Here is a 24,270-nt window from a genome sequence, read left to right as displayed (position 1 = left end):
AATAAATAGATGCTGAATTAATCAGTGGAAATATAATGGATACCGGTATAATGTAAGTGATATAGATTAACCATAAAAAAACCATCACGGGATTTTTTTGGTTGTTGAGCAAAATGAGCGGTAAGAATGATATCCAGCAGAAAAAGATACTTAAGTAACCTTGAGGGGTAATATTATAGCCTCTTACCTCATGGAATGTATCTAATATAAGAACGGAGTTTAGGTAAATAATAACCTGATAGATAAATATTTTCAGGATTATTTTAATATTATTTTGCATTTTTTCTGATAAAGAAGTAAATGAGTGATAATACTAAGATAGACAGGAAATACATAGTGATGAATTGATAGTATGCCCAACTACTAGGGCCATGTTTTATGTAATAATACCCGCTATTAGTCACAGATTTATTCCAATTGTTATATAAGTCTATTATTCCTTGGTTTTTGAAATTTTGATTTCTCTCTATCAGATCTTTTAAAAGAAGGGTATGTATTTTATGATATTTAATATTACTTGGATTGCCAATTAAATCATAACTGGACCATTCATTTTTTATGTCGAATTTAAATATATTATGGCTGATTGATTGATATAGTTTATCGGTTATTCGGGTGTTTTCATCTATATTTAAATAATTCTCAAAGGATTCAATGCCATAAGTCGAGTAGATCATGCCGTTTAATACAAAAGCCAATTGGTCTGAGTTGGCTTGGGGATCAACATATTCTTCAATCCAGGGCATATTATCTAAGGTTGTTAAACTGCCGCCTTTCTGGATAGGTGCTAGTGATGATTGATAGAGTAATTTCGACGTTAGCAGATACTTATCATCACCAAAATAGTCATAAGCTCTTAATAACAGAATAATAGCGTAGGCATCTGTTAGTCCAGACCACCAGGGGGCAGAGAGTTTATTATTTTTATAGCCTTTATATGACCAATCAAAATCATATAAGTAATGATTTTCCCCATGAAATAATTTTATGTTATTTAATAACCAGTCGGCTGAAAATTTAAAATTAGCAATTAATTCGTTTTGATTGAATGTCGGTGGCGGGACATTCCAGCCGGGTAAGGATGAATCGGTTCGCCATAATATATTGACGTTGTCTTTATTTAAGCCTAAAGAAGAGTATATCAGGCCATAGTGAACAACATAAAATGGGGATAAGAATGGCTCAGGAATATGAGGTGAGTGTGATAAAGGAAAGCCATTGCTATTAAATTCGCGTTGCGTGAATTTCCCTTTCATGACCAGGTTTCTCACATTACCGTTGAATTCATCCAGCTCATAAGCATATTTATTAAATGTATAGCTGACAATCATCACGATAATGATATAAGGAATTATTTTTATTATATTTTTGCTTTTCTTCATTTTAACCTTCTTTACGCATGAAAGATAATTTTAAAATATAGGCTGTACTTGTCATATAAAGAACAAAACTTGTGAGTGAAAATAATAAAAGGGTAAGGTAAATATCACCTAATAGATATCCAGCAAAGAGAGCTATTAATCTTAATATGATTGATGTTGTTTGAATAAATAAATTACTTTTCTGATGTTCATAAATCGATAAATATATCGATAACGATGAGTATATTATTTGTCCGCATAAGTGTGGTATTAAACATAGTAGATATTTACCTGATTCATGCCATCCTTCACCGAAAATAAAGGTTATGATGGGTATGCCTGCGAAGTATGTCACGATAGCAAATAAAATAGCAATACCCGTTAGGCAATGAAATGTTTTTTTTATCTTGAAGAAAGGTGATATAGATGTGTCTTTTAAATATCCTTGTAATATAGATGAAACGGTTTGACTTAATAGTGTAATTGGAGCGCCTGATATTCTAGCGGCAATTAAATAGAATCCAGCGGATTTTAGTCCATAGGTGGACATGATAAACAATTGAGGTAGCTCATTACTCAATGTGTTAATGAGAGCCGCAGGAAAATCATAAACGGGAAATTTATAATATTTATGAGCAAGCAGTTTTATTTTTCTAAATTCAGGTTTGTTGATAATTAAACGATATTGGGATCTTTTACTTAAAAATAGGACACCTAATGATTGCCCTAATATTTGGCCTAAGATGAGACTGCTTGCTCCTAAATGAGCAATGCCGCCAATGATTTGAGTGCTAATCATGGCAACGGTTTGCGTTATTTTAGTGATAGAGAGCGCATGGTATTGTTTTTCTCTTATACTCTTAAAACTCACTGCTCGATAAAACCCATAGGTGATAATTCCTAGCGGGATATAGTATAGATAGTTTCCTATAATTATTTTTTCTGGGATATGAGATATTGCAAAAACAATGATAACTATCAAGCTAATGGTTATTGGAATAATGCAAGATAATGTGACCAGTGAATTAGTTTCACGCGTTTTTTCTGATGCGCTGATTGAAAATTCATAACGAAGACAAGCGCCTACAGCAAAAACACTTAAAAGCGATGAAAATGAAGCATAAATACCTAATTCTTCCGGTGAGAATAATCTGGTTAATACTGGCGTTGATAGTAATAATAATATCTGGCTAAATAATGATGAGAGTAATAAGCCAGATATATTTTTCAATAATTTATAGTTCATAGATTTTAAATTGAACGGGCAATTTTATTAATTAAATCTATGGATAAATAGGGATGCATCGGCAAGCTAATCACTTCTTGTGCAATTTCGTCCCCAACAGGCAGAACACGATTGCTGGCCACCGCCGGTTGTTTATTCAGGGGAATCGGGTAATGCACAGCGGTTGGAATGCCGTGCTCTTTTAATTTGTGTTGTAATTCATCGCGGTTTTTAACCCGGACAGTATATTGGGCATAGGCGGAGAGATTGTGTGGCTCAATATACGGCGTGGTCATGATGCCGATGTCGTTCAACGCCTGATTATAGTTTTCTGCCACCGTCTGACGTAGTGCCATTTCTTCATCAAATATCTCCAGTTTGGGTAACAGAATAGCCGCTTGCAAGGTATCTAAACGGCTGTTCACTCCGACCCTGACATGATGATATCGCCTGTCTTGCCCATGACGGGCAATTTGGCGAATAATTTTCGCCAGTTCTTCATCATGGGTGAAAATAGCGCCGCCATCGCCGTAACAACCTAACGGTTTACTGGGAAAGAAGCTGGTGCACGAGATGGTCGTTAAGTTACAGGAACGTTTGCCTTTATAAGTCGCGCCAAAACTTTGGGCCGCATCTTCTATGACGATCAGGTGATGTTTTGCTGCGATGGCATTAATTTCGTCAAAATCGGCACATTGGCCAAATAAGGAAACCGGCATGATCGCTTTGGTTTTTGGCGTAATTGCCGCTTCGAGTTGCGCGGGATCTAAATTATACGTGGTGGGCTTGACGTCAACATAAACCGGAATTCCGCCCAGTAACGCAACGGTTTCAGCAGTGGCAATGTAGGTAAAGCCCGGAGTAATCACTTCGTCGCCGGGTTTAATGCCAATCGCCATTAAGGCAATTTGCAAGGCGTCAGTGCCATTGGCGCAGGTAATACAATATGGCGCTCCGGTGTAGGTAATCAGCTTTTCTTCTAATTCGGCGACTTCGGGCCCTAAAATATATTTTCCATGTGTTAATACTTTCTGGATATTCGCGTCAATTTTATCTTTAATTCTCAGTTGTTGTGCTGCTAAATCGGTAAATTGCATGCCTTTATCCTTTAATTACTTTATTCGCACGACTCGATTATTCTCTAGCTGATAAATATGGTGAGTATGAGGACAGGTAGCGGTGGCGTGTCCGTGTAGCGGTAAGTCTAATTGTTCACCAAATTCACTCATCCAGCCAATCTGTTTGGCTGGCACTCCCACCATCAGGGCATAATCAGGGACATCTTTATTCACCACAGCGCCAGCGCCAATAAAGGCATAAGCGCCAATGGTGGCGCCACAGACAATGGTACAGTTGGCGCCTAAGGTGGCGCCTTTTTTTACCCATGTGTTTTGATATTCACTTTTTCTTTCAATCAGTGAGCGGGGATTATAAACGTTAGTAAAAACCATGCTCGGGCCACAAAATACGCCTTCTTCCAGATGAACATTGTCATAAACAGAAACATTATTTTGTATTTTGCAGTGATTGCCGATAGTGACGTGATTGCCAATAAAGACATTTTGGCCCAGAGAACAGCCTTCGCCAATTTGCGCGCCAGAGCAGACGTGGGTGAAATGCCAGATACGGCTGTTTTTGCCGATTTGGGCCCCATCATCCACGATGGCGCTGGGATGTATCATTACGTGTTCTGCTGACATGAGACGGATTCCTGGGATTTAATAGGTTAAAGGCAAAGAAATGGTTTTGTTATCTCTGGCTGATAAATAGGCGGCGATAAGCAGCTCTAAGGATTTTAAGCCTTCCCGGCCATCGGTTATCGGTTTGGCTTCGCCTTTCATCACCTCAATGACATTTTTATAATAAAGCGGATGACCAAAGCCATAAACAGAAGTGGTTTCGTAGTTGGCAGTTTTGACTTGTTGGTCATACTCTTTTTCATCAGCGAAATGCCATTCCTGGATTTCATTGACGGCTAAACCCCCCACCCTGACTGTGCCTTTTTCCCCTAAGATAGTGATGGAGCCTTCAAGATTCTGAGGATAAGTACACATGGTGACGGCCATCGATCCTAATGTGCCATCCCGCCAGCGGATATTGAGTACCCCGGTATCTTCCGTTTCGATATCTAAGTGCGTGGATGTCATGGCCTGAACATCTTTGACCGGGCCGATTAGCCATTCAATTAAATCAACATAGTGGCTCGCCTGATTCATGAAGGCGCCGCCATCAAATTCCCAGGTACCCCGCCAGGCGGCCTGGTCATAATAGGCCTGGGGACGGGTCCAGAAAACATTGAGGTGGACCAGATGGATTTTGCCAAACCGTTTTTCGCTGACCGCGCGTTTCAGTAATTGCAGGGTGGCATTTAAGCGGTTCTGTTTGACGACAAAGAGGTATTTGCCGGCTTTATCCGCGGCTTTAACCATGTTTTCCCCATCAGCCAGACGGGTTGCCATCGGCTTTTCGGTGACGACATGAAAGCCTTTATCAAAGCAGGCCATCGCTTGTGCTGGATGCAGGCCGGATGGGGTGGTCAGGATAATGATATCGGCGGTGATGTTATCCAGCATGGTATTTAAGTCGCTAAAACCCGGGACGCCGGTTTTTTCTACCGTCGCGTTTAATGCATTTTGATCGTTATCACAGACGGCCACTAATTCGGCCGTTTCTTGATGTATTTCCAGCGAATTGAAATGATTTTTAGCGATCCGCCCACAACCGACTAAAGCAAATCTTATCTTTCTGTCTTTGATGATACTCAGCATATCTTATCCTAAAGTTAAGCTTTGATAATGTTTGTGTGATTGGGTGAATATTTACCCCGGGTATCAACAATTAATGTGGCGTGGTTGATAATTAATTCATAATCAAATTTGTCGTGATCGGTGGCTAAAATAATGCAGTCGAAGTCTTTGAGATTATTTTCAGTGATCGGCTGGCTGATTAAATTAAAATGATGTTCCCGCATTTTAGGAAAAACCGGGACATGCGGATCTGAATATTCAATATTGGCTCCTAATGCGCTTAATTTTTCCATAATATGCACTGAAGGGCTTTCTCGCATATCATCCACATTCTTTTTATAGGCAATGCCGAGGATTAAGATGCGGCTGCCATTAATGGATTTATTCGCTTTGTTAAGGGCTAATACGGTTTTGGTGACCACATAATCGGGCATGGAAGAATTGACTTCCCCGGAGAGTTCAATAAAGCGGGTATTGATACCATATTCCCGCGCTTTCCAGGTTAAATAGAAGGGATCAATCGGAATACAGTGGCCGCCTAATCCGGGGCCGGGATAATAGGGAACAAAGCCGAAGGGTTTGGTTGCCGCGGCCCGGATCACTTCGTGGATATCAATCCCCATTTTATCGGCAACGAGTTTCATTTCGTTGACTAAGCCGATATTGACCGCCCGATGGATATTCTCCAGGAGTTTTGTCATCTCGGCGGCTTTGGTTGAACTGACAGGGACAACCTGGTCAATCGCGTGTTGATAAACGGCAATACCGGCTTTTAAGCAGTTTTCAGTATGACCGCCGATGACTTTAGGTATGGTGCGGGTTTCGAAATCAGGATTGCCGGGATCTTCTCGTTCGGGCGAATAGACCAGGAAGATATCTTCGCCGACGGTTAACCCGCTTTCTGCAACCCGGGGGAGTAACTCTTCTTCGGTGGTGCCCGGATACGTGGTGCTTTCTAAGGAGAGGACTTGCCCGGCTCTTAGATACGGTTTTACCCTGTCCGTGGTGTTAATCACGAAACTGATGTCGGGTTCACGGTATTTATTTAACGGCGTGGGGACGCAAAGAATAATGGCATCGCATTGAGTGATTTTAGTGAAATCTGTTGTGGCTTCGAAACCGGTATTTATCGCTTTGCTAATTTTGGATGAGGGAATATGTTCAATGTAACTTTGGCCTTGATTTAGTTTATCTGTTTTTTCTTGATCAATATCGAAACCAATGACTTTAAAACCGATATCGTTATATCTGAGCATTAACGGTAAGCCAACATAGCCCAGGCCAACAATGGCAATGGTGGCGGTTTTATTATCAAATTTCTCGGTGAGAATGTTGAGTGAGGACATATTTTGCCTTTTAAGATGATGACTTAAAAATGAAATTGTGAAAATAAATTACATTTGGTTTTTAATAGAATGCTATCTATTTCCATAAGTTTTATTTGGCAAGTAAAATTTTAACAAGGTTTTTAAATAGGTTGTGGAAGATATATTGCTGAAATAATAAATAAGGCAATAACAAAGCTACCGCACTAGGTTATTGGTTCCCAGAACTCCATAAAATCTTATAATTTTATCTACTGTTTTGATTTTTTAATGCTTTTGTCTGCTGTAATGGAAACGTAATTAAAGATAAGTTTTTTTAATGAATAACAGGGGAGGTTAAACTGTCAGACTTACGGGGTCAAGTATAAATAAAATTTATTTGTTTAATTAATTTTCAGAATAAGGTTAGCAGAAATCTGTATTACCGGCCATGAAGTGGTAGCCAAATAACCAAACGTAAGCCGCCGAGAGGGCTGTCCTCGGCACAGACCCAACCGCGGTGCTGGTTAATCGCGGTTTCAACAATTGCTAAGCCAAGGCCAGTGCCGCCGGATTCCCGATCGCGGGCTTCGTCTGTACGGTAGAAAGGGCGGAATATGTGTTCGCGGTCTTCCGGGTTGACGCCCGGGCCGTCATCATCAACGGTAATGGTGATCCCTTGATTATCGGTATGAAATGCGACCGCGATATGGTGGTGGGAGTAGCGTAAGGCGTTACGCACGATATTTTCGAAAGCACTGCCAAGTGCTAATGGGTTGCAGTAAATTGCCCAAGAGCTCGGTGGTAAGGTGGCTTCAAGGGTTTTATCCATCTGTTCAGCTTCGAAGCGGGCATTGTCAAGGATATCGTTCCATAAATCTGTCATTTTGATGTTTTCTCTCAACAGTTCATTTTTATGCTGACTGCGGGAGAGCACTAACAGATCGTTAATCATGCTGTCTAGCCGTTGGGCTTCTGTTTCAATTCGTTCCAGCTCTTTACTTTCACCATGACGGCGGCGAAGTAATGCTGTTGCAAGTTGTAGACGGGTGAGAGGTGTGCGTAGTTCATGGGAGATATCGGAGATTAGCCGTTGTTGTGCGGTGACCATTCTTTCCAATACACTGATCATCTGGTTGAAGCTGTTACCGGCGGCCAGAAATTCTTGTGGGCCGGCTTCCAATTCTGGATGCTGACGTAAATTGCCTTTAGCAACATCGTCTGCGGCATTTTTTAATTTGCGGGCAGGTTTAGCCAAACTCCATGCCAGCCATAGTAGGAGTGGCGCACTGATTAACATAGTGGCGGTTAATAGTAATAACGGCCGGTCAAACATCAGATTAATAAAATCCGATTGTGGGCTATTCGCTGGACGAACTAAATACAGTTGATAATGATCTTCTCCATCTCGAATGGAAAAGGGCCCTAACATTTCAGAACGACCATATTTTTTCTTTTTCGGGTGATCGGCATTATCTGATTGCCCGATAAAGTTGCGGACAACTTGCATTTCACTCCTTTGTGCGCCAATAACTCGCCCTTCGCTGGTGACCAATATCAAGCGCTGACCTGGGGGGGCCCATTTTTCAATCGCGCGAAATAAACGGCGCCACCAAAGTAAATCGTTAGCGGGATCTTGAGCTAATTCTGCTTCGATATGTTGTTCCAGCATAACTCCCTGCCGGTATTCATTTTCCAGCAGAGAGGTTAGTTGTCTGGAATCCAGTTTCGGCACCATTAATACCAACATTAGGACTAACGCCAGAGTAAACCAGAAAATTGCGAAGATGCGTGCCGTTAAACTGTTTATCATGTCGCAGAAACCATTAAATATCCTCGGCCGCGTAAAGTCTTAAACCAGGGGAGTCCATCTTCCCGTTCAGGCAATTTACGGCGTAGGTTAGAGATATGCATGTCAATTGCTCGGTCAAATGGAGTAAGTCGCTTGCCTAATACTTCTTGGCTCAAATGTTCACGGGAGACAACTTGGCCTAAATGTTGAGCTAATAGATAGAGCAAAGTAAATTCGGTACCGGTTAAATCGAGAATTTGATTAGCAAAGCTGGCTTCCTGTCGGCCAGGGTTTAATTGCAGGTTATCCACCTGAAGCGTAGGTGGGCCATTGTCTGTTTGTTGTTGCTCACTCCAGTTTGAGCGGCGAAGAATAGCACGTATACGCGCCACTAACTCACGGTCATTAAAGGGTTTGGCGAGATAGTCATCCGCCCCTAATTCTAGTCCCAGAACACGATCCAAATCACTTCCTCGTGCTGTCAGCATAATGACAGGAGTTTGGTGGTGTAGCCGAAGCTCCTTCAATGTTGTGATGCCATTTTTACGCGGCATCATAATATCGAGTAGTAGTAGGTCGATCGAATCGTCAAGGAATTTTAATGCCTGCTCTCCGTCATGAGCGATCACAACGTTAAATCCTTCCATTTCAAGTAGTTCTTTTAATAGTGATGTCAATTCACGATCATCATCAACTAATAGGATTTTATGCATCGATTACTTCCTCCAAGAGCAAAAATACGATAACAAACTTTGCTATTCCACGACTTTACGTTCTTTTACAAGCTTTTGACGCTAGTTTGCAGCCGCGTAGGTATAGTTGTCCACATTGGACTTAATAGCATCGTTCGGGGAAACGAGGAGTTGTTTAATGCGTAACATAGCAGCGTTAGTTTTAGCGTCAATGTTTGTTCTTGGCTCGACAGCATCTTTAGCTGGAACAGCAAGTACAATGCACGCTGCTACGGTACCCGATAATTGTGCGCCTTGCGATTATAAAAAGGTAGGAAACTATCATTATCGTAACAGTAATGATGTTGGTGATAATGACCATATGTTCAGCGGTATCACTTTAACTGAGCAGCAGCGTCAACAGATGCGTGATTTGGTCGGGCAGAAACATCAACCGCGTTCATCGATGTCAATGAGCCGCACGGAGCGAGAAGAGATGCGCAAGCTGGTCACTGCGAAGGATTTTGATGAAGTGGCAGTAAAAGCCCTGATTGAAAAGATGATCAGATGTAATGTGGAACACCAGGTAGAAATGGCACGTATCCATCATCAGATGTACCAACTGTTGACGCCTGAGCAACAAGCGCAATTGGAGCAACATTATCGACAACGTATGTCTCAGTTACCGAACTGATTTGTAATACCCATAGCAGCAAAGTAGTAGCAAACGAGAATTTTTCCTTGCCATAGACACCATCCCTGTCTTTTCCCCCGCCTTTTAGGCGGGATTTTTTTTATCTGGCTAAGATTAATTCACTTTAAAATCAACTGGATATAAGTTTTACAAGCAACTGTAAGTAGCGCGGAAATTCTTAAGTGTGGACATTAGCGTGGACACTTTTGAGTGCTACGGTTGCTTGTTACTGCTAAATTTCCATGCCGCCATTCAGTGGATTTAACGTGATTGCAAATAGTCGGGTGCCAGATGAGCATATGCCATAGTTTGTTGTATATTGGCATGATCGAGTATTTGTTGCAGGGCAACAATGTTTCCACCTTTCATCACAAAGTGACTCGCGAATGTGTGGCGTAGAACGTGCGTTGCTTGTCCTTCTGGTAAATCAGGTTTTACTACATGTAGGATCTTGCAGAAATTTCTGTAGTCAACATTGAACAGCTTGCCCATTTTCTTTTTACCGCGAATTTCTCTCTCCAATTTTTCAGAAATGGGAACGATACGTTGATCTCCATTTTTGGTATTCTCAACTAAAAGCCCAATTAACAAACTGGAGGGGAAGATCAAGAACGGCAACGGATCACGCCGGAAGTTTATCCTCATGGGCTCAGTCTATCAGACTCATCAACCTCATCCTGGTAACGTAATGGATAAAGGCGCAGTAAATGGCCTTCGTGAGTGGTTCGAAAATGTAATAGGGGTCGAACATGATTAAAAGCAACAACATTATGACTATCGACGGCCATCCCGCTTCTGTTACCTACGAAGCAGAAATTAGGGCCTTTCGCGGCAAGTTTCTGGATGTCACCGGATATTGTGATTTCGTATCAAACAGTATTGACGGGCTTGAAAAAGAGGGACAAATCTCACTGGCTGAATATATAGAAACGTGCGAGGAAGAGGGAATTAACCCATTCAAGGAAGAGGACAAGATAAAATCTTTTACTCTTCGTTATCCTGGCTGGCTGGAAGCTCGCTTGACTGCGGCGACAATATCACACGCAGTCTCAAAGAACCAGTTCATAGTTCAGTTGCTTGAGCGGGAACTTCAATAAAATAGATAACGCCGGACAGTGACAAAACTTGTTTTTATTGCTGTTTGGGGTTGTTGGGGTCTGCTCAACCACCCCAGCGATAACAGATACTGCAATAGTGACTTATCGAGGATACTTTCCTGTTCGGCCTTGATAAATGAAAAAGCCTACAGTATGTGGGATTGATAGATCTGTTAATGTGATGGTTAAATTTTAATTAATTATTTCTTATGAAAGTAATTTGTGGTGAAAGCCCCGTTTAAGGGGCTTTGTTGTCAATGTGGACATTGAGTGGACGATGATAGAAAAAGTATATTTATTTTCAATATGTTATGGGTTGTAGATCCCTAGTTTTTCTTGTGTGATATTTGCACGTAAACGAGCGGCTTTTAAACGTTTGTTAATCATAAAGTTAACCGTCAGTTATTAGAAATGTAGCTGGCGATATATTTAACATTTCTTAGTGCTTTTTTGTCAAAACTTACTTAACAATAACCTTAATGTTTAATTTGTTATTTGGGCAGTAACCGGGTAGCTGCGATAACCGCCAACAAATGCGGGCTATACTGGCCCCCACATTTTGTTGGCTTTTTACTATTGCTTAATGCTTTGAAGTGACCTGTGGCGTTTCGTCATTGTCACCGTATAGAACGATCCCTGACGTGTCGATCTCATCTTCCAGTTGGCGCAAGTCGTAGTTCGTCTGTAAGCGCATCCAAAACGCCGGATTACTCCCCAGTGCAGCAGACAGTCGGATAGCGAGCGCCGGGGTTAACGCCGTTTTACCCGAAAGAAAGCGGGAAACCGTTGCTGGAGTTACGCCGATGTTTTTAGCAAACTGGCGAACGCCAACCCCCAAATCCTCCAGCATGTTGGATACCATAACGCCCGGATGAGAAACAATAGCCTGTCTCATTAGTGATAATCCTCCAGGTTTAAAATATAAGCATCACCATTTTTAAATTCGAACGTGATGCGCCAGTTAGCTCTGACAGTAATTGACCATATGCCAGTCCTATCCCCTTTCAGGGGTGTAACTTGTAGGCATGAATATTTAAATCTTCTATCATGCTAGCCGTGTCGATGGCCTGTAAGCGGTCATTGATTCGGACAGCATCCTGCGCCGGGATGCCTGAAATAACTCCTTTTTCAAAAAGTTGTTTCAACCCTTTGTGTTTAAATGACTTAATCATTTTGCTCTCATTCTTGTTACACCATGCGTAACATTATACTCTGCTGTTACATGGCATGCAACGCCAACAATAAATAACCAAGGGCCGTAACTCTAAATATCAAAAAATTTTGCAGACAATGGTTGCGTTAACTAATTGCCATTTGAGGAGATTTGGCAATATGTTCAATAGTGAATTGGGGTAGTAGAAACAGATGGCTGATTTTCATCAGCCAAAGTTAAAGTTTATGGCCTGGCCCACACTTTTTTATGTTCTGTGCATCTTCATTATAAGCAAGGTAGGTGTGATAACTTTATTTTTAACGATTTCTCATTAATGAGTGCAAAAGAATTATTGTCTGGGTAGTTTCATATTGTTGTGGGGGGGATGGAAGCCCCGAAAAAATCGGGGCTTATGTCGATGTGGTCAAGGTGTAGACACTTATTTTAATAAATCCTTTTATTACAATGTGTTATGTTTAAAAAACAAACACCATCCTTGTCTTTCAGGCCCTTTTGAGGGCTTTTTTTTCAGTCACTTACAACACATTTCCTTGTAAAACAACAACATAAAAAAGTATGAAGGGGTTGGAAAGTATACGAAAGTTTTTGAGTGTGGACGCTTGTTGGACGTTCGCCACACTCTCCTGCTTTACTCTATTTAATCCCACCCTTAAGAGGGTTTAATGTAATGGTATGTTGCAGATAATCTGAGGCAAGGTGTGCATAGACCATTGTTTGGATTATGCTGGCATGTCCTAATATCTGTTGTAATGCAATTATATTCCCTCCATTCATCATGAAGTGACTGGCAAAAGTGTGTCTGAGAACATGGGTTGCTTGCCCTTTAGGTAAGTCGGGTTTTACTACATGTAAGATCTTGCAGAAATTTCTGTAGTCAACATTGAACAGCTTGCCCATTTTCTTTTTACCGCGAATTTCTCTCTCCAATTTTTCAGAAATGGGAACGATACGTTGATCTCCATTTTTGGTATTTAGAAAAATTACACGGCCTTTTAGTACCTGTTGAGCTGCCAGACTTTCGGCTTCTCCCCAGCGCGCACCAGTGCTAATGCAGAGTAAAGCCAGCTTTTTTTCCTCTTTACTTAGAGAATTGAGTAGTAGATCTATCTCTGGTGTCCCGTTGAACGTCGGATGAATATCGCTGGAGTCATCCGCTGCGTCGCATGTCAGGAAGTTTTTGAACTGAAACAGAAGTATTATCGGAGTATATGAATTGGTGAATAAAACTATCTTGAAGTGGGTAGGTTCCAAAGTCCGCATTATGGATAAATTGCTGCCCTATTTGCCAGCAGGTCAACGGTTGGTTGAACCGTTCGCAGGTTCATGTTCTGTGATGATGAATACTCAATATGATGCGTATTTAATTGCGGATGCCAACGGCGACTTAATTGATATGTATCAGTGCATCAAAGATAATTGTGATGGGCTTATAAATTTTGCGCAAGACTGGTTTTCGTATTTTAATAGCGAACATGGGTTTTATTGTCTGAGAGATTTATTTAATTCTGACGATGTAAAATATAAATCACAGATATGGCTCGCATCGGTATTTCTATTTCTAAACCGGCATTGCTTTAATGGCTTGTGTCGTTATAACTCAAAAGGTGAATTCAATGTACCTTTTGGGAACTGTAAAAAGCCTTACTTTCCTGAAGTAGAAATATTGGCGTTTGCTAAGAAATCCAAGATTACTTCTATCCATTGTGCCGATTGGCGCGAAATACTGAAAATAGTTGATTTTGGTGATGTGGTTTATTGCGATCCTCCCTATTTCACCAAAGGCGTTAATTTCACGCAGTATTACAAAAATGGCTTTTCTCATAATGACCATCAGGAGCTTACTACTTCTTTGAAACAGCTCAATGAATTATTGGGTGTTCCTGTCACCGTTTCCAATTCCATTGAAGCTAAAGAACTTTATGCCGATCTGGGGTTCACTATCCATGAAATAGAAACACCGCGCACCATTGCCGCTAATGGCGACCGTCAGCCGGCAATAGAGATTATTGCAACGTTAGAGGCGAGTGCATGAGTGAATTAATCGACTTGTTGCAGGAACACAACAGTGATTACCAGAAGTCAAAACACCTGCAATATGAGATGTTCAAACCCGGCTTGCCCCGCGAATCAACGTTAGCTGAACAGATTATGTGGCAGGTGAATCCTGACGATCATGACTGGCGCCATAATATTGTCGGCAATCTGCCCGATTTTTTGGCGCTCTATTTTGCTACCCGGTACAAAAAAATATTTACCCAGTCAGGGTGTAATGGTCGCCGCCGTGCTAATACGTTTTTGCGTCAGTTTGGCGAGAATGTATTACCACGGCTGAATAAAGTCACTGAACGTTATCAATTCAAACATCATGTATCAGGTGTTACTCCATTTCCTTTTATTGAGCAGTTGGAAAAACTGGTCACACTGGATCGTAGAGATATCAGGCAGCTTGCGTGGGAAATTGCCCGTTTGGGTTGGACGATGAGCGGGGAAAACTAACATTATCATTCGCGGAGTTGGCAAATGTTATTGATTTCGTCAGAGCAGCAAACGGCGAACAGCCTTCAATTATCGTCTGGGAAAATGTCCCCGGAGTTCTATCCAGTAAAGATAATGCCTTTGGTTGTTTTCTTGCGGGACTTACCGGAGAAGATGAACCATTGCAGCCGTCAAGGAAGAAATGGACGAACTCAGGTTATGTGTCTGGACCACAAAGAGCCGTTGCATGGCGAGTGCTGGACGCTCAATATTTCGGAGTGGCTCAACGACGTCGCCGTGTGTTTGTTGTCGCAAGTGCTCGAACAGATACCTGTCCCGCAAAAATACTTTTTGAGCCAGGCAGAATGCTCCAGGATTCTGAACCACGCAAAACGGCGGAGAAAGCAATTACCGGAAATGCTGGAAACCGTGTTGTTATCGGTAATCTCTGGGACTCAGAGTTAAACCCGCATCCGACATTAAGCTCAGGTGGTATTGGTATGAGCAATAAGGAGATATTTTCTCAGAGAACCAGCGGATTGGTATCTACTTATCGGTTGCTTTCGTTTGGTGAATACCGGACAGATGATGTTTCATCAGCACTGCGCTCCAGAGATGATAGAAGCGCTACTGATCTAATAGCAACTTATGGGGCTGTGCGCCGTTTAACACCAGTGGAATGCGAAAGACTACAGGGTTTTCCCGATAATCACACCCAAATTCCGTGGAATGGCAAGGCTTCGGCTGATTGTCCTGATGGTCACCGTTACCGGGCAATCGGAAATTCAATGGCTGTGCCTGTAATGGCATGGATTGGGAAACGAATTTTAATGCAAGCGAGGAACAAATAATGATGCGTTACAACGGAGTATCACTCTAGGAAATGACGAATTATCTCGTTAAATCGAAATTGTTCACTGAAACGACCGGGGCACGATCCCTATGAGGTGGTTGAATATCTGGCGTTGCTGATCCGCATCCGGTGACGGAATGCTGCTTCTTTGGCGAGGCTAGAGATTATTAGCGCAAGGGCTAAGTTAGCCCTTGAGCTAATTTGGCTAAAAGACTATTATTTAGGCATGAATAGGGGATTGCCGAATGTTTGAAATTAAGTTTCATGATGCTTTTAAGGAAGAATTAAAATCACTGCCTGACTCGCTGGAATTGCGCATGGTCGCGTTAATTAAGCGTTTGAGGGAAAACCCAACCAGCCTGAGAGAGCTGCATTCAAAACCGATAGAGGGATATAAAGGGCTGTTTGAGTTGAGAGCAAAAGCAAAAGCCAAAGACGGAATAGCCAGAAGTTTTTTTTGTTATTCCACAGGGAAGAAAATCTATCTGTTACGATGCTTTGTGAAAAAAACTAATGCTACTCTCCTGGATGAACTCAGGATAGCGATTGCGCGGAAAAATGAACTGACAGAACCATCAAGAGATTAAGAGGAAATATGATGCGTGATGACTTAGACCTCTACATTGAGGAAAGAACCAAAGAAAACCCTCGATTTAAAGCCTCGTTAGCGGAAGAGGAGAAAGAGCTTGAGTTAGCGATTGAGATGCAGAATATGCTGACTGAATGGCGGAAACATGCTGGGCTGACCAGCGCTCAGGTTGCTGAAAAAATGGGTATCAAACCACCGACTGTATCAAAAATAGAAAGAAATATCGTTAAGGCATCCATTGATACACTCAGTCGCTATGCGCGGGCCTGTGGTGTTAACGATATCAAAATATCCTTATCATTAACAAAGTGATCGTTTTTTATTCTTTTGTTGCGGGTGCGCAAAGGATGCATAATCCCCCCCATTCCCCGTACCAATCCGCAAGATCAAACAAGGATCTCATGCTCCACCAAGCACTAGTACTGCTGCGCTTTTAACGATTCCTTACAGGTGCATAAAAAGCTTCACATACACCGCGCTGCTGTGGTGCGGTGCAGAGCACAACGTAGCCCCCGCCTGCTCAAAGAAGATAACGGGGGTGATTCATCTGTTGATGAAGGATACGCGCAATCAGAATATCGGTATCCCGGATAGTATAGAAAACCGTGTGGCGGTGAAACTCAATCCGCATTACACCTGGGACAGATGGGTATTCCCTCCCTATATGTGGCATCTCTGCTAGCGTGTCAAAAAATGCTTCCAGCGCTTTCATATAATGGTCAGCCTGAGTTTCATCGAGCTGCAAAAGTGTATAATCATAAATCCCAGCAAAATCTTCGACAGCCTGATCCGTGAGCTTATACATTATGTCTGCGTTTCCGTTGTTCCGCTATATCCCGTAGGGTCAGCGAGCTTTCCCCACTTTCCAAGCCAGCAATAACCGCCTTGCGTACAATCTCATCGTAAGCTTCTTGTTGCTCCAGCAAACGCAGCGCCGAACGTATAACTTCACTGGCATTTCCATAACGGCCACTTTCAATCATATGCTGTACGAACCTGTCAAGCTGTTTGCCCATACTGACAGTAGTAATTTTTCTCATATTTCACCAATGTATTAACTATTAATACATCAAATATGTAGCAAATCAGGCCGCATTACCAACGTTCTGAAGCCCCGAAAAAATCGGGGCTTATGTCAATGTGGTCACTGTGTGGGAGCTTGTTGAAGTAAATTCTGTTATTTCAAAGTAATCAACAAGGGAAAATTAGCACGATCTCCGTTTCCCTCCTCCCACCGGCAGGTTTTTTTATTGTTGTTATTCTAACCAATCCTGTTTATCTTATTTCATTTAACTTAAGTAGATTTGATTGTTCATTTGTGCTCAAAAAGGGAAAGGATATGTCTGGTAACGAGGTAAAAGATCGGCGTCCGATCAAGACACGCAATGCAGTGTGGGCCGGTAAAATGGCTAAATGGTTGCAATGTAAAGGGGCGACACCAAATGGCATATCTGTTGCCAGCGTTGTTTTTGCTGCATTAGCTGGTGTGTGTTTTGCCGTGTGTTTTTTAGTCGAGTCTTTTTGGTTGACATCAGTTTTATTGATTATTGGAGCCTTACTTATTCAAGGCCGGTTAATGTGTAATTTATTGGATGGCATGGTCGCTGTTGAAGGAGGATTGAAGACGGCTGCCGGTACTGTTTTTAATGATCTTCCTGATCGTATTGCTGATTCTCTTATTCTGATTGGGGTGGGGTATGGTTTAACACTTTTTCCATTTGCGATTTCTCTTAGCTGTATTGCCGCATTATTAGCTGTTTTGACCGCTTATATTCGCTTGTTAGGTGGGACTTGTGGTTTACCTCAGCGTTTCCTTGGGCCGATGGCAAAACAGCATCGAATGGCATTAATTACCGTGAGTTCAATTGTTGCCGCTTTTTTACCTCAGTTATGGGGCCAGTATCTTTTATTGGCGGTATTAGTCGTTATTACATTAGGTTGTCTCTGGACATGTGTTCGGCGAACCAGAGTCATATTGGGTGAATTACAAGAGAAGGATGCTTGTAATGAATAGACCACAAGAAGTGACGCTGGTAAGTAAAGGTATGGGTTCGTTTCTGTCTGGGCTTTGCCGTTTGTTAACAGGAGTGAGAATTCGTTGGATTGGGTGTAAGCCATCGGTAGCTTCCCGAATTTATTATGCTAATCATAGCAGTCATCTGGATGGGTTAGTTATCTGGGCCGGGTTTCCTCGGGTGTTACGTTCTCGGGTGCATCCAGTTGCTGCTCGTGATTATTGGAGTAAAACTTATCTGCGTAGATATTTTATTAATAAAGTTTTTCGGGCTGTGCTTATTGATCGTAAAGGAGAGGATTGTTTAAAGGGAAATACCCTGACGCCAATGGAAGATGTATTAAAACGAGGGGAATCTTTGATTTTATTCCCAGAGGGGACACGAGGAAGTGGGGAACAAATTAATAGGTTTAAAGGTGGTCTATATTATTTAGCGAAGAAATACCCTGATGTTGAGCTTATTCCGGTTTATCTGGAAAATTTAAACAGGGTTTTGCCAAAAGGCTCGGCACTTGTTGTTCCTGTTATTTGTTCTGCAACATTTGGGCAACCTTTGGAAAAGTTAGGTGTAAAAGAGGAAAAAGCTGATTTTTTACAGCGGGCTCGTTTGGCATTGGAGGCGTTAATATTATGATCATGCTTAATAAGCAACTGTTGCTATTGATGGGAGGCATGTTCGTACCATTAATTATTGCCAGTATTGTTGGGGCAATATTGGCCTCCAAATATTCAGGGGATAAGAATAATCCAGCAATCGATAACCTAAATGCCCGCATTCGTGGTTGGTGGATGATGTGCATTGTTTGTGTGTTGGCAGTTATTATTGGGCCAGTCGGCTCAGTTTTATTATTTGCAAGCATGTCATTTTTTGCCTTACGGGAATTTTTCACTTTAACACCAACGCGACGAAGTGACCATGAAGCCATGTTTTGGTGTTTCTTTATTTTTATGCCATTACAGTACATTGCAGTTGGTATTCAGTGGTATGGCGTATTTTCTATTTTCATTCCTGTTTATGTGTTTCTATTTTTACCTGCCCGGATCGCATTGGCCGGGGATACGACTAACTTTCTGGAACGAACAGCTAAAATACAGTGGGGTATGTTAGTTGCTGTATTTTGTATTAGCCATGCGCCCGCTTTATTGATGTTAGATATTCCTGGTTATGAGGGGGAAAATGTCGAGTTATTGTTGTTTTTAATGATTGTGGTGCAGATGTCGGATGTTTTGCAGTATGTGTTTGGTAAATTATTTGGTAAACATCCTATTGTGCCTAAATTGAGTCCGAATAAGACAGTTGAAGGTTTTATTGGTGGTATTTTGGTTTCAGTGTTACTAGGAATGTCACTTTATTGGGTAACGCCATTTTCTCCGTGGGAGGCAGGTTTGATGTCGTTAGCCATTACGCTGATGGGCTTTATTGGTGGATTGTGTATGTCGGCGATAAAGCGTGATAGTGGCATTAAAGATTTCGGTGAAATGATTGAAGGGCATGGCGGTATGTTAGATCGGATCGATTCGTTATGTTTTGCCGCTCCAGTCTTTTTCCACCTGACACGTTATTTTTATACATAGAGGTTAAATAAAGGATCATTCAAAGGCGCTTTTAAATGATCTAATGTCGAATTATATAGTTTATGGGGTGAACGACAATGGGATGATCTTGCTTGTTATTGCTATTGGTAAGCGGGCCGGAGATGTGGTTTATGCCCTTGCCAATGAACGGTAAAACGCACAGTGTATCTTGTTGGCATTCGCAAAAAACGCTGTAAATTCTTATCCAGTGTGGACGGGGGATATGCAAGAACGGGATTTCTCAGAGGTTGATTGATGAACGTAAGAGCTATGGAGGCATATTAAATGACTTTTTAGTCAACTTGATCTCAAAAAAGAGACTCAGTGTTAATGCAGACTTAGTTTTTTACCGTATTATATAAAGAGTTGAATCAATTCAGCCTGATTGTTTCAGTACGCTGGGCGATAACAGGTTAAGAAAAAGCGGATTTCAGTTCAGGCAAAGTGATTGCATACGGAGTCCGTCATTAGCGGGTTTGCAATTATTACATCTACAAGTCAGAGGTCATCATGAGCAATGAGATCAAAAGAATCGGTGTCTTAACGAGTGGCGGTGATGCGCCAGGTATGAATGCAGCTATTCGTGGTGTGGTTCGTGCGGGATTAACCGAAGGGTTGGAAGTTTTCGGTATTTATGATGGCTATCTTGGTTTGTATGAAAACCGCATGAAGAAACTTGACCGCTTTAGTGTATCCGACATGATTAACCGTGGCGGCACTTTTCTAGGTTCAGCCCGTTTCCCTGAGTTTAGGGATGAGAAGGTTCGTACTGTCGCTATTGAGAATATGAGAAAAAGCGGTATCGATGCTCTGGTCGTTATCGGCGGTGACGGTTCCTATCTTGGTGCGAAGAAACTAACAGAAGCGGGTTTTCCTTGTATCGGTCTACCGGGCACCATCGATAATGATGTGGCGGGTACCGACTACACCATCGGCTATTTCACTGCGCTGGAAACAGTAGTTGAAGCGATTGACCGTTTGCGTGACACCTCGACTTCCCACAAACGTATTTCCATTGTTGAAGTGATGGGGCGCTATTGCGGTGATCTCACGTTATCAGCCGCTATTGCGGGTGGTTGTGAGTTTATCGTTCTACCGGAAGTCTCGTTTAGTTGTGATGAGCTCGTGGCTGAAATTAAAGCAGGTATCGATAAAGGTAAACGCCACGCCATCGTTGCAATTACCGAGCATGTTTGTGATGTCTATGAACTTGCGAGACATATCGAAAAAGAGACGCATCATGAGACCCGTGCTACAGTTTTAGGTCATATTCAGCGTGGTGGTTCCCCGGTTGCCTATGATCGTATTCTGGCTTCCCGTATGGGAGCATATTCCATTCAATTACTGTTGGAAGGTTATGGTGGTCGTTGTGTTGGTATTCAGAACGAGAAACTTGTTCATCATGACATCATTGATGCAGTGCAGAATATGAAACGCGTGTTTAAACAGGATTGGTTGGAAACCGCGAAAAAGCTATATTGATCACGTCAATACCGGCAAATCTCAATCTGTTGCAGCCTCTTTGGAGGCTGTAATGTCTCCTTAGTATATTCCTATCACATATAAATAAATGCTTTTAATTATTTCTGAGTGATAACGCTTTCTGTCAGCCTTGAATGTCATAACCGTTAAAAATAGTTTGTGGAGAGATTCAAGTGAGAGTCAGATGGCATGTAGCATTGGCGTTACTATTGATTACCAGTAGCAGCGTATGGGCAAAAGATCTTCAACTTCTTAATGTTTCCTATGATCCAACCAGAGAGTTATATCAGCAGTATAATCAGGCTTTTAGTGATTATTGGCAGCAGAAGACCGGGGATAAAGTGATAATCCGGCAATCTCATGGTGGCTCGGGTAAACAGGCAACTTCTGTTATTAATGGCCTTGAGGCGGATGTGGTGACACTGGCTTTGGCCTATGATGTGGATGCCATTGCGGAACGTGGCCGGATAGCGAAGGCGTGGATTAAGCGTTTGCCAGAAAATTCGGCCCCCTATACTTCAACCATTGTTTTTTTAGTGCGGAAAGATAATCCAAAACAAATTAAAGATTGGTCAGATTTAGTTCGTCCGGGTGTATCTGTTGTGACGCCTAATCCAAAAACATCAGGCGGCGCACGTTGGAATTATCTGGCTGCATGGGGTTATGGGTTGATTCATAACAATCAGGATCAGGACAAAGCGAAAGCATTTGTTAAAGCCCTTTACCAGAATGTTGAAGTGCTTGATTCTGGCGCAAGAGGAGCGACCAGTACTTTTGTTGAGCGTGGAATCGGTGATGTATTAATTGCCTGGGAGAATGAAGCATTATTAGCAATTAATGCGCTTGATAAAGATAAATTCGAAATTGTGACACCTAGCCTTTCAATCTTGGCTGAGCCGACGGTTTCTGTTGTTGATAAGGTGGTTGATAAACGTCATAGCCGTGAGCTAGCAACAGAATATCTGCAATACCTTTACTCTCCCGTTGGACAGGAAATAGCGGCTAAAAACTATTATCGGCCACGTGATAAAGCGGTTGCCGATAAGTATCATTCTGTTTTTCCTGCATTGGAATTATTTACTGTCGATCAAGTATTTGGTGGCTGGGGAAAAGCGCAAAAAGTGCATTTTGCGGCGGGCGGTGTGTTTGATGAGATTATTCAGCGCTGAAAATCAATAACCGCCGTAGATGTACGGCGGTCAATTAGCATTGAAATATGAACTATGCTTTTTTCGCAGCGGCTGCGGCTTTTACGATAATAGTGAAAGCATCAGCTTTTAGGGATGCACCACCAACTAATGCGCCGTCAATGTCTGGCTGAGCAAAGAGTTCAGCGGCATTATCTGCGTTCACAGAGCCACCGTACTGGATAATGACCTGTTTTGCGATTGCTTCATCTTTCTGTGCAATGTGATCACGGATAAATTTGTGCACAGCCTGAGCTTGCGCTGGCGTCGCTGATTTGCCTGTGCCAATTGCCCAAACAGGTTCGTAAGCGATGACGGCGCCTTGGAATGCTTCTGCTCCCAATGTGTTCAGAATTGCATCCATTTGCCTTGCGCATACGGTTTCAGTCTGACCTGCTTCATTTTCCTGTTCAGTTTCGCCGATGCATAAAACAGGGATTAGACCTTGTTGTTTAAGAACAGAAAATTTTTTCGCAATGAATTCGTCACTTTCTTGGTGGTAAGTACGGCGTTCAGAGTGGCCGATGATAATGTGCTCTGCGCCAATGTCTTTCAACATTGCGGCGGAAGTTTCACCGGTAAATGCACCAGACAGGTTAACGTCAACATCCTGTGCGCCCAGGACAATACGGCTGCCAGCCAGCGCTTGTTTAGCCTGAGAAAGATAAAGTGCTGGTGGCGCGATAGCGACGTCACAGCCGGTAACACTGCTTAATTCTTTACGCAGGCCAGTGATAAGTTCGTTTACCATATGGGTACTGCCATTCAATTTCCAGTTACCCATCACCAATGGATGTCGCATGTTTTTTCCTCCAACCAGAGAAGTTTAAGTAGTGAGCTGAATTTAGGATCGATTAGGTAGATCAATGCTCCACAGTATAGTGATCATTGCAGACAATAGCTTTTTTTTATTACTAATCTTGATTAGTTATCTGGTTCAGATAACCATAGCTTAATCGGTTCAATAGCGAAAGTAAGTGTTTTTTCGCTACTATTTACCACAATATAGCGAATGGCTCCGATGTTTTGGCTGTAAAATAGCGATTTTTTACCGTTTCTGAGCAAATTATCAATATTCTCTTTGCTTTGTTCCTGTGAAAGCGTCGGGTTAAAATAGCGCATCAGGGCTATCATGTACTGCTCTGCCAGAATTTGGTTTTGCTGAGTTTCAGCGGTATTTTCCGATGGTAGTAATGTCAGTTGCAGACTTTTTATTTTTTCACTTCCTCGCTCAAGTACGGCGGAAGAATAAAGTTTTTCATTAATTTTGCTGGCAGCTCGTGTCAGTGGCAGGTAAATGTTTTTACTTATGATTACCCGATATTCGCGTAGTGGCAATGTCGGGTTGCGGCGATTATATTTTTCGCGAAATCGCGGAATAGTTTCATCGAAGGAAGGGGCATTCGGCAGAAGATAGGTCGCTTGTACTGTGGGTTCTGTGGTTGTGGGTTTATCAGCATTGGCTACCAATGGTAAACCGACAATGTTTGCCGCTAATATTATGGCTAGAAATTTATTAACGTCCGTTTTCATGTTGCCGCTCGCTTAGGTTAAACTGCGCTGAGAAACAGAATACACGATTGGAAAAGAATAGATGACATTACAACAATGGGTTTTTTCATTCAAAGGACGAATTGGACGGCGTGAATTCTGGATTGGCATTGGTGTTTGCCTGGCCTTGATGTTTGTTATCTTGACTATTCAGGGAATGAATTCTTTGACCATGCACTATGCTGTTTTTGCGCTTGTCTTGGTGATGTATCCCGCAGCAGCAATGATGGTTAAGCGTCTGCATGACCGAAATAAGCGGGGAGGTTGGTCGCTGCTTTTATTACTGGCAGGGTTGTTGATCGCCGTTGATTGGGGTGGCATGGCGCCATTCTGGCAATGGGGGATTGGCCGTTTTATCCCCACATTGATCATTGTAATGATGGTGCTTGATTGCGGTGTATTCCGTGGTACGGATGGGCCAAACCGGTTTGGCGAAGCGACAGAGAAAGTGGATTTTATTTCTGCCAAAGATGACTGAA

At 42.2% G+C, this 24,270-nt stretch carries 27 protein-coding genes and 2 pseudogenes; 13 read left to right on the top strand and 16 right to left on the bottom strand.

Annotation, left to right across the window (positions count from 1 at the left end):
• Positions 1 to 269: 269 nt before the first annotated feature.
• From OO184_RS16300 to cpxR, 8 genes are all read right to left on the bottom strand, one after another.
• On the bottom strand, positions 270 to 1,382 hold the full coding sequence (locus tag OO184_RS16300; protein WP_265380081.1) for a D-glucuronyl C5-epimerase family protein: 1,113 nt from the start codon (positions 1,380 to 1,382) through the stop codon (positions 270 to 272).
• A 1-nt stretch (position 1,383) separates the two neighbouring features.
• On the bottom strand, positions 1,384 to 2,592 hold the full coding sequence (locus OO184_RS16295; protein ID WP_265380080.1) for a lipopolysaccharide biosynthesis protein: 1,209 nt from the start codon (positions 2,590 to 2,592) through the stop codon (positions 1,384 to 1,386).
• 20 nt (positions 2,593 to 2,612) lie between these two features.
• Positions 2,613 to 3,683 carry a DegT/DnrJ/EryC1/StrS family aminotransferase gene (locus tag OO184_RS16290; RefSeq protein ID WP_265380079.1) on the bottom strand — a complete coding sequence of 357 codons (1,071 nt, stop codon included), beginning with the start codon at positions 3,681 to 3,683 and terminating at the stop codon, positions 2,613 to 2,615.
• A gap of 15 nt (positions 3,684 to 3,698) precedes the next feature.
• The gene (locus OO184_RS16285) at positions 3,699 to 4,286 is read right to left on the bottom strand and encodes an acyltransferase (RefSeq protein WP_265380078.1); all 588 of its coding nucleotides are present in this window, start codon (positions 4,284 to 4,286) and stop codon (positions 3,699 to 3,701) included.
• Positions 4,287 to 4,304: 18 nt separating this feature from the next.
• A complete protein-coding gene (locus tag OO184_RS16280) occupies positions 4,305 to 5,354 on the bottom strand; it encodes a Gfo/Idh/MocA family protein (protein ID WP_265380077.1) in 1,050 nt (349 codons plus the stop codon).
• Positions 5,355 to 5,368: 14 nt separating this feature from the next.
• Positions 5,369 to 6,679 (bottom strand): nucleotide sugar dehydrogenase, encoded by a 1,311-nt coding sequence (locus OO184_RS16275; protein WP_265380076.1) that lies wholly within the window; start codon positions 6,677 to 6,679, stop codon positions 5,369 to 5,371.
• 400 nt (positions 6,680 to 7,079) lie between these two features.
• Positions 7,080 to 8,450 (bottom strand): envelope stress sensor histidine kinase CpxA, encoded by a 1,371-nt coding sequence (gene cpxA / locus OO184_RS16270; RefSeq protein ID WP_265380075.1) that lies wholly within the window; start codon positions 8,448 to 8,450, stop codon positions 7,080 to 7,082.
• Positions 8,447 to 9,142, bottom strand: coding sequence for an envelope stress response regulator transcription factor CpxR (cpxR, locus tag OO184_RS16265; protein ID WP_088372631.1), 696 nt, complete (start codon positions 9,140 to 9,142; stop codon positions 8,447 to 8,449). The genes cpxA and cpxR overlap by 4 nt, the downstream gene beginning before the upstream one ends.
• Positions 9,143 to 9,299: 157 nt before the next feature.
• Between cpxR and cpxP the strand changes: the two genes are divergently transcribed.
• A complete protein-coding gene (gene cpxP / locus OO184_RS16260; protein WP_265380074.1) occupies positions 9,300 to 9,794 on the top strand; it encodes a cell-envelope stress modulator CpxP in 495 nt (164 codons plus the stop codon).
• A 232-nt stretch (positions 9,795 to 10,026) separates the two neighbouring features.
• Here cpxP and OO184_RS16255 read toward each other — a convergent pair.
• Positions 10,027 to 10,358 (bottom strand): annotated as a pseudogene (locus OO184_RS16255) (tyrosine-type recombinase/integrase); the annotation flags it as partial.
• A 185-nt stretch (positions 10,359 to 10,543) separates the two neighbouring features.
• On the opposite strand from OO184_RS16255, the gene OO184_RS16250 reads away from it, so the two are divergent.
• Positions 10,544 to 10,891: a type II toxin-antitoxin system HicB family antitoxin gene (locus OO184_RS16250; RefSeq protein ID WP_265380073.1), complete on the top strand. Its 348-nt coding sequence runs from the start codon at positions 10,544 to 10,546 to the stop codon at positions 10,889 to 10,891.
• Between the two features lie 580 nt (positions 10,892 to 11,471).
• On the opposite strand, the gene OO184_RS16245 is transcribed toward OO184_RS16250, so the two are convergent.
• From OO184_RS16245 to OO184_RS16235, 3 genes and pseudogenes are all read right to left on the bottom strand, one after another.
• Positions 11,472 to 11,786 (bottom strand): HigA family addiction module antitoxin, encoded by a 315-nt coding sequence (locus OO184_RS16245; RefSeq protein ID WP_132345292.1) that lies wholly within the window; start codon positions 11,784 to 11,786, stop codon positions 11,472 to 11,474.
• Positions 11,786 to 12,063 (bottom strand): annotated as a pseudogene (locus OO184_RS16240) (type II toxin-antitoxin system RelE/ParE family toxin). The gene OO184_RS16245 and the pseudogene OO184_RS16240 overlap by 1 nt, the downstream one beginning before the upstream one ends.
• A gap of 635 nt (positions 12,064 to 12,698) precedes the next feature.
• Positions 12,699 to 13,325: a tyrosine-type recombinase/integrase gene (locus tag OO184_RS16235; RefSeq protein WP_376712568.1), complete on the bottom strand. Its 627-nt coding sequence runs from the start codon at positions 13,323 to 13,325 to the stop codon at positions 12,699 to 12,701.
• Position 13,326: 1 nt separating this feature from the next.
• Between OO184_RS16235 and OO184_RS16230 the strand changes: the two genes are divergently transcribed.
• The 5 genes from OO184_RS16230 to OO184_RS16210 all read left to right on the top strand — a co-directional run bounded on the left by OO184_RS16230 (position 13,327) and on the right by OO184_RS16210 (position 16,294).
• Entirely contained in the window at positions 13,327 to 14,097 is a 771-nt protein-coding gene (locus OO184_RS16230; RefSeq protein WP_265380072.1) for a DNA adenine methylase, read from the top strand.
• On the top strand, positions 14,094 to 14,561 hold the full coding sequence (locus OO184_RS16225) for a hypothetical protein (protein WP_132345298.1): 468 nt from the start codon (positions 14,094 to 14,096) through the stop codon (positions 14,559 to 14,561). The genes OO184_RS16230 and OO184_RS16225 overlap by 4 nt, the downstream gene beginning before the upstream one ends.
• The gene (locus OO184_RS16220; protein ID WP_265380071.1) at positions 14,516 to 15,391 is read left to right on the top strand and encodes a DNA cytosine methyltransferase; all 876 of its coding nucleotides are present in this window, start codon (positions 14,516 to 14,518) and stop codon (positions 15,389 to 15,391) included. Before OO184_RS16225 ends, OO184_RS16220 begins: the two co-directional genes overlap by 46 nt.
• 247 nt (positions 15,392 to 15,638) lie before the next feature.
• The gene (locus OO184_RS16215) at positions 15,639 to 15,980 is read left to right on the top strand and encodes a type II toxin-antitoxin system RelE/ParE family toxin (protein WP_265380070.1); all 342 of its coding nucleotides are present in this window, start codon (positions 15,639 to 15,641) and stop codon (positions 15,978 to 15,980) included.
• An 11-nt stretch (positions 15,981 to 15,991) separates the two neighbouring features.
• Positions 15,992 to 16,294, top strand: coding sequence for a helix-turn-helix domain-containing protein (locus OO184_RS16210; protein ID WP_503692497.1), 303 nt, complete (start codon positions 15,992 to 15,994; stop codon positions 16,292 to 16,294).
• Positions 16,295 to 16,502: 208 nt separating this feature from the next.
• Here the strand turns inward: OO184_RS16210 and OO184_RS16205 are convergent, their stop codons facing one another.
• The gene (locus OO184_RS16205) at positions 16,503 to 16,787 is read right to left on the bottom strand and encodes a type II toxin-antitoxin system RelE/ParE family toxin (protein ID WP_265380068.1); all 285 of its coding nucleotides are present in this window, start codon (positions 16,785 to 16,787) and stop codon (positions 16,503 to 16,505) included.
• A complete protein-coding gene (locus tag OO184_RS16200; RefSeq protein WP_265380067.1) occupies positions 16,780 to 17,022 on the bottom strand; it encodes a type II toxin-antitoxin system ParD family antitoxin in 243 nt (80 codons plus the stop codon). The genes OO184_RS16205 and OO184_RS16200 overlap by 8 nt, the downstream gene beginning before the upstream one ends.
• 299 nt (positions 17,023 to 17,321) lie before the next feature.
• Here OO184_RS16200 and OO184_RS16195 point away from each other — a divergent pair, with 299 nt between their 5' ends.
• The 5 genes from OO184_RS16195 to OO184_RS16175 all read left to right on the top strand — a co-directional run bounded on the left by OO184_RS16195 (position 17,322) and on the right by OO184_RS16175 (position 22,222).
• Positions 17,322 to 17,996: a CDP-alcohol phosphatidyltransferase family protein gene (locus tag OO184_RS16195; protein ID WP_265380066.1), complete on the top strand. Its 675-nt coding sequence runs from the start codon at positions 17,322 to 17,324 to the stop codon at positions 17,994 to 17,996.
• Positions 17,989 to 18,630 carry a lysophospholipid acyltransferase family protein gene (locus OO184_RS16190; RefSeq protein ID WP_265380065.1) on the top strand — a complete coding sequence of 214 codons (642 nt, stop codon included), beginning with the start codon at positions 17,989 to 17,991 and terminating at the stop codon, positions 18,628 to 18,630. The genes OO184_RS16195 and OO184_RS16190 overlap by 8 nt, the downstream gene beginning before the upstream one ends.
• A complete protein-coding gene (locus OO184_RS16185) occupies positions 18,627 to 19,571 on the top strand; it encodes a phosphatidate cytidylyltransferase (RefSeq protein ID WP_265380064.1) in 945 nt (314 codons plus the stop codon). The genes OO184_RS16190 and OO184_RS16185 overlap by 4 nt, the downstream gene beginning before the upstream one ends.
• A gap of 510 nt (positions 19,572 to 20,081) precedes the next feature.
• Positions 20,082 to 21,053, top strand: a complete 972-nt coding sequence (gene pfkA / locus OO184_RS16180) for a 6-phosphofructokinase (RefSeq protein ID WP_049584903.1) — start codon at positions 20,082 to 20,084, stop codon at positions 21,051 to 21,053.
• A gap of 173 nt (positions 21,054 to 21,226) precedes the next feature.
• The gene (locus OO184_RS16175; RefSeq protein WP_265380063.1) at positions 21,227 to 22,222 is read left to right on the top strand and encodes a sulfate ABC transporter substrate-binding protein; all 996 of its coding nucleotides are present in this window, start codon (positions 21,227 to 21,229) and stop codon (positions 22,220 to 22,222) included.
• 52 nt (positions 22,223 to 22,274) lie between these two features.
• Here the strand turns inward: OO184_RS16175 and tpiA are convergent, their stop codons facing one another.
• Both tpiA and OO184_RS16165 read right to left on the bottom strand, forming a co-directional pair.
• A complete protein-coding gene (gene tpiA / locus OO184_RS16170; RefSeq protein ID WP_265380062.1) occupies positions 22,275 to 23,042 on the bottom strand; it encodes a triose-phosphate isomerase in 768 nt (255 codons plus the stop codon).
• Positions 23,043 to 23,164: 122 nt separating this feature from the next.
• Positions 23,165 to 23,773, bottom strand: a complete 609-nt coding sequence (locus OO184_RS16165) for a YiiQ family protein (RefSeq protein ID WP_265380061.1) — start codon at positions 23,771 to 23,773, stop codon at positions 23,165 to 23,167.
• A gap of 61 nt (positions 23,774 to 23,834) precedes the next feature.
• Between OO184_RS16165 and OO184_RS16160 the strand changes: the two genes are divergently transcribed.
• Positions 23,835 to 24,269 (top strand): DUF805 domain-containing protein, encoded by a 435-nt coding sequence (locus OO184_RS16160; RefSeq protein WP_265380060.1) that lies wholly within the window; start codon positions 23,835 to 23,837, stop codon positions 24,267 to 24,269.
• Position 24,270: the final 1 nt, after the last annotated feature.

Source organism: Photorhabdus aballayi, assembly GCF_026153155.1.
GTDB lineage: Bacteria > Pseudomonadota > Gammaproteobacteria > Enterobacterales > Enterobacteriaceae > Photorhabdus > Photorhabdus luminescens.
This window is presented reverse-complemented; position numbering and strand designations above follow the sequence as displayed.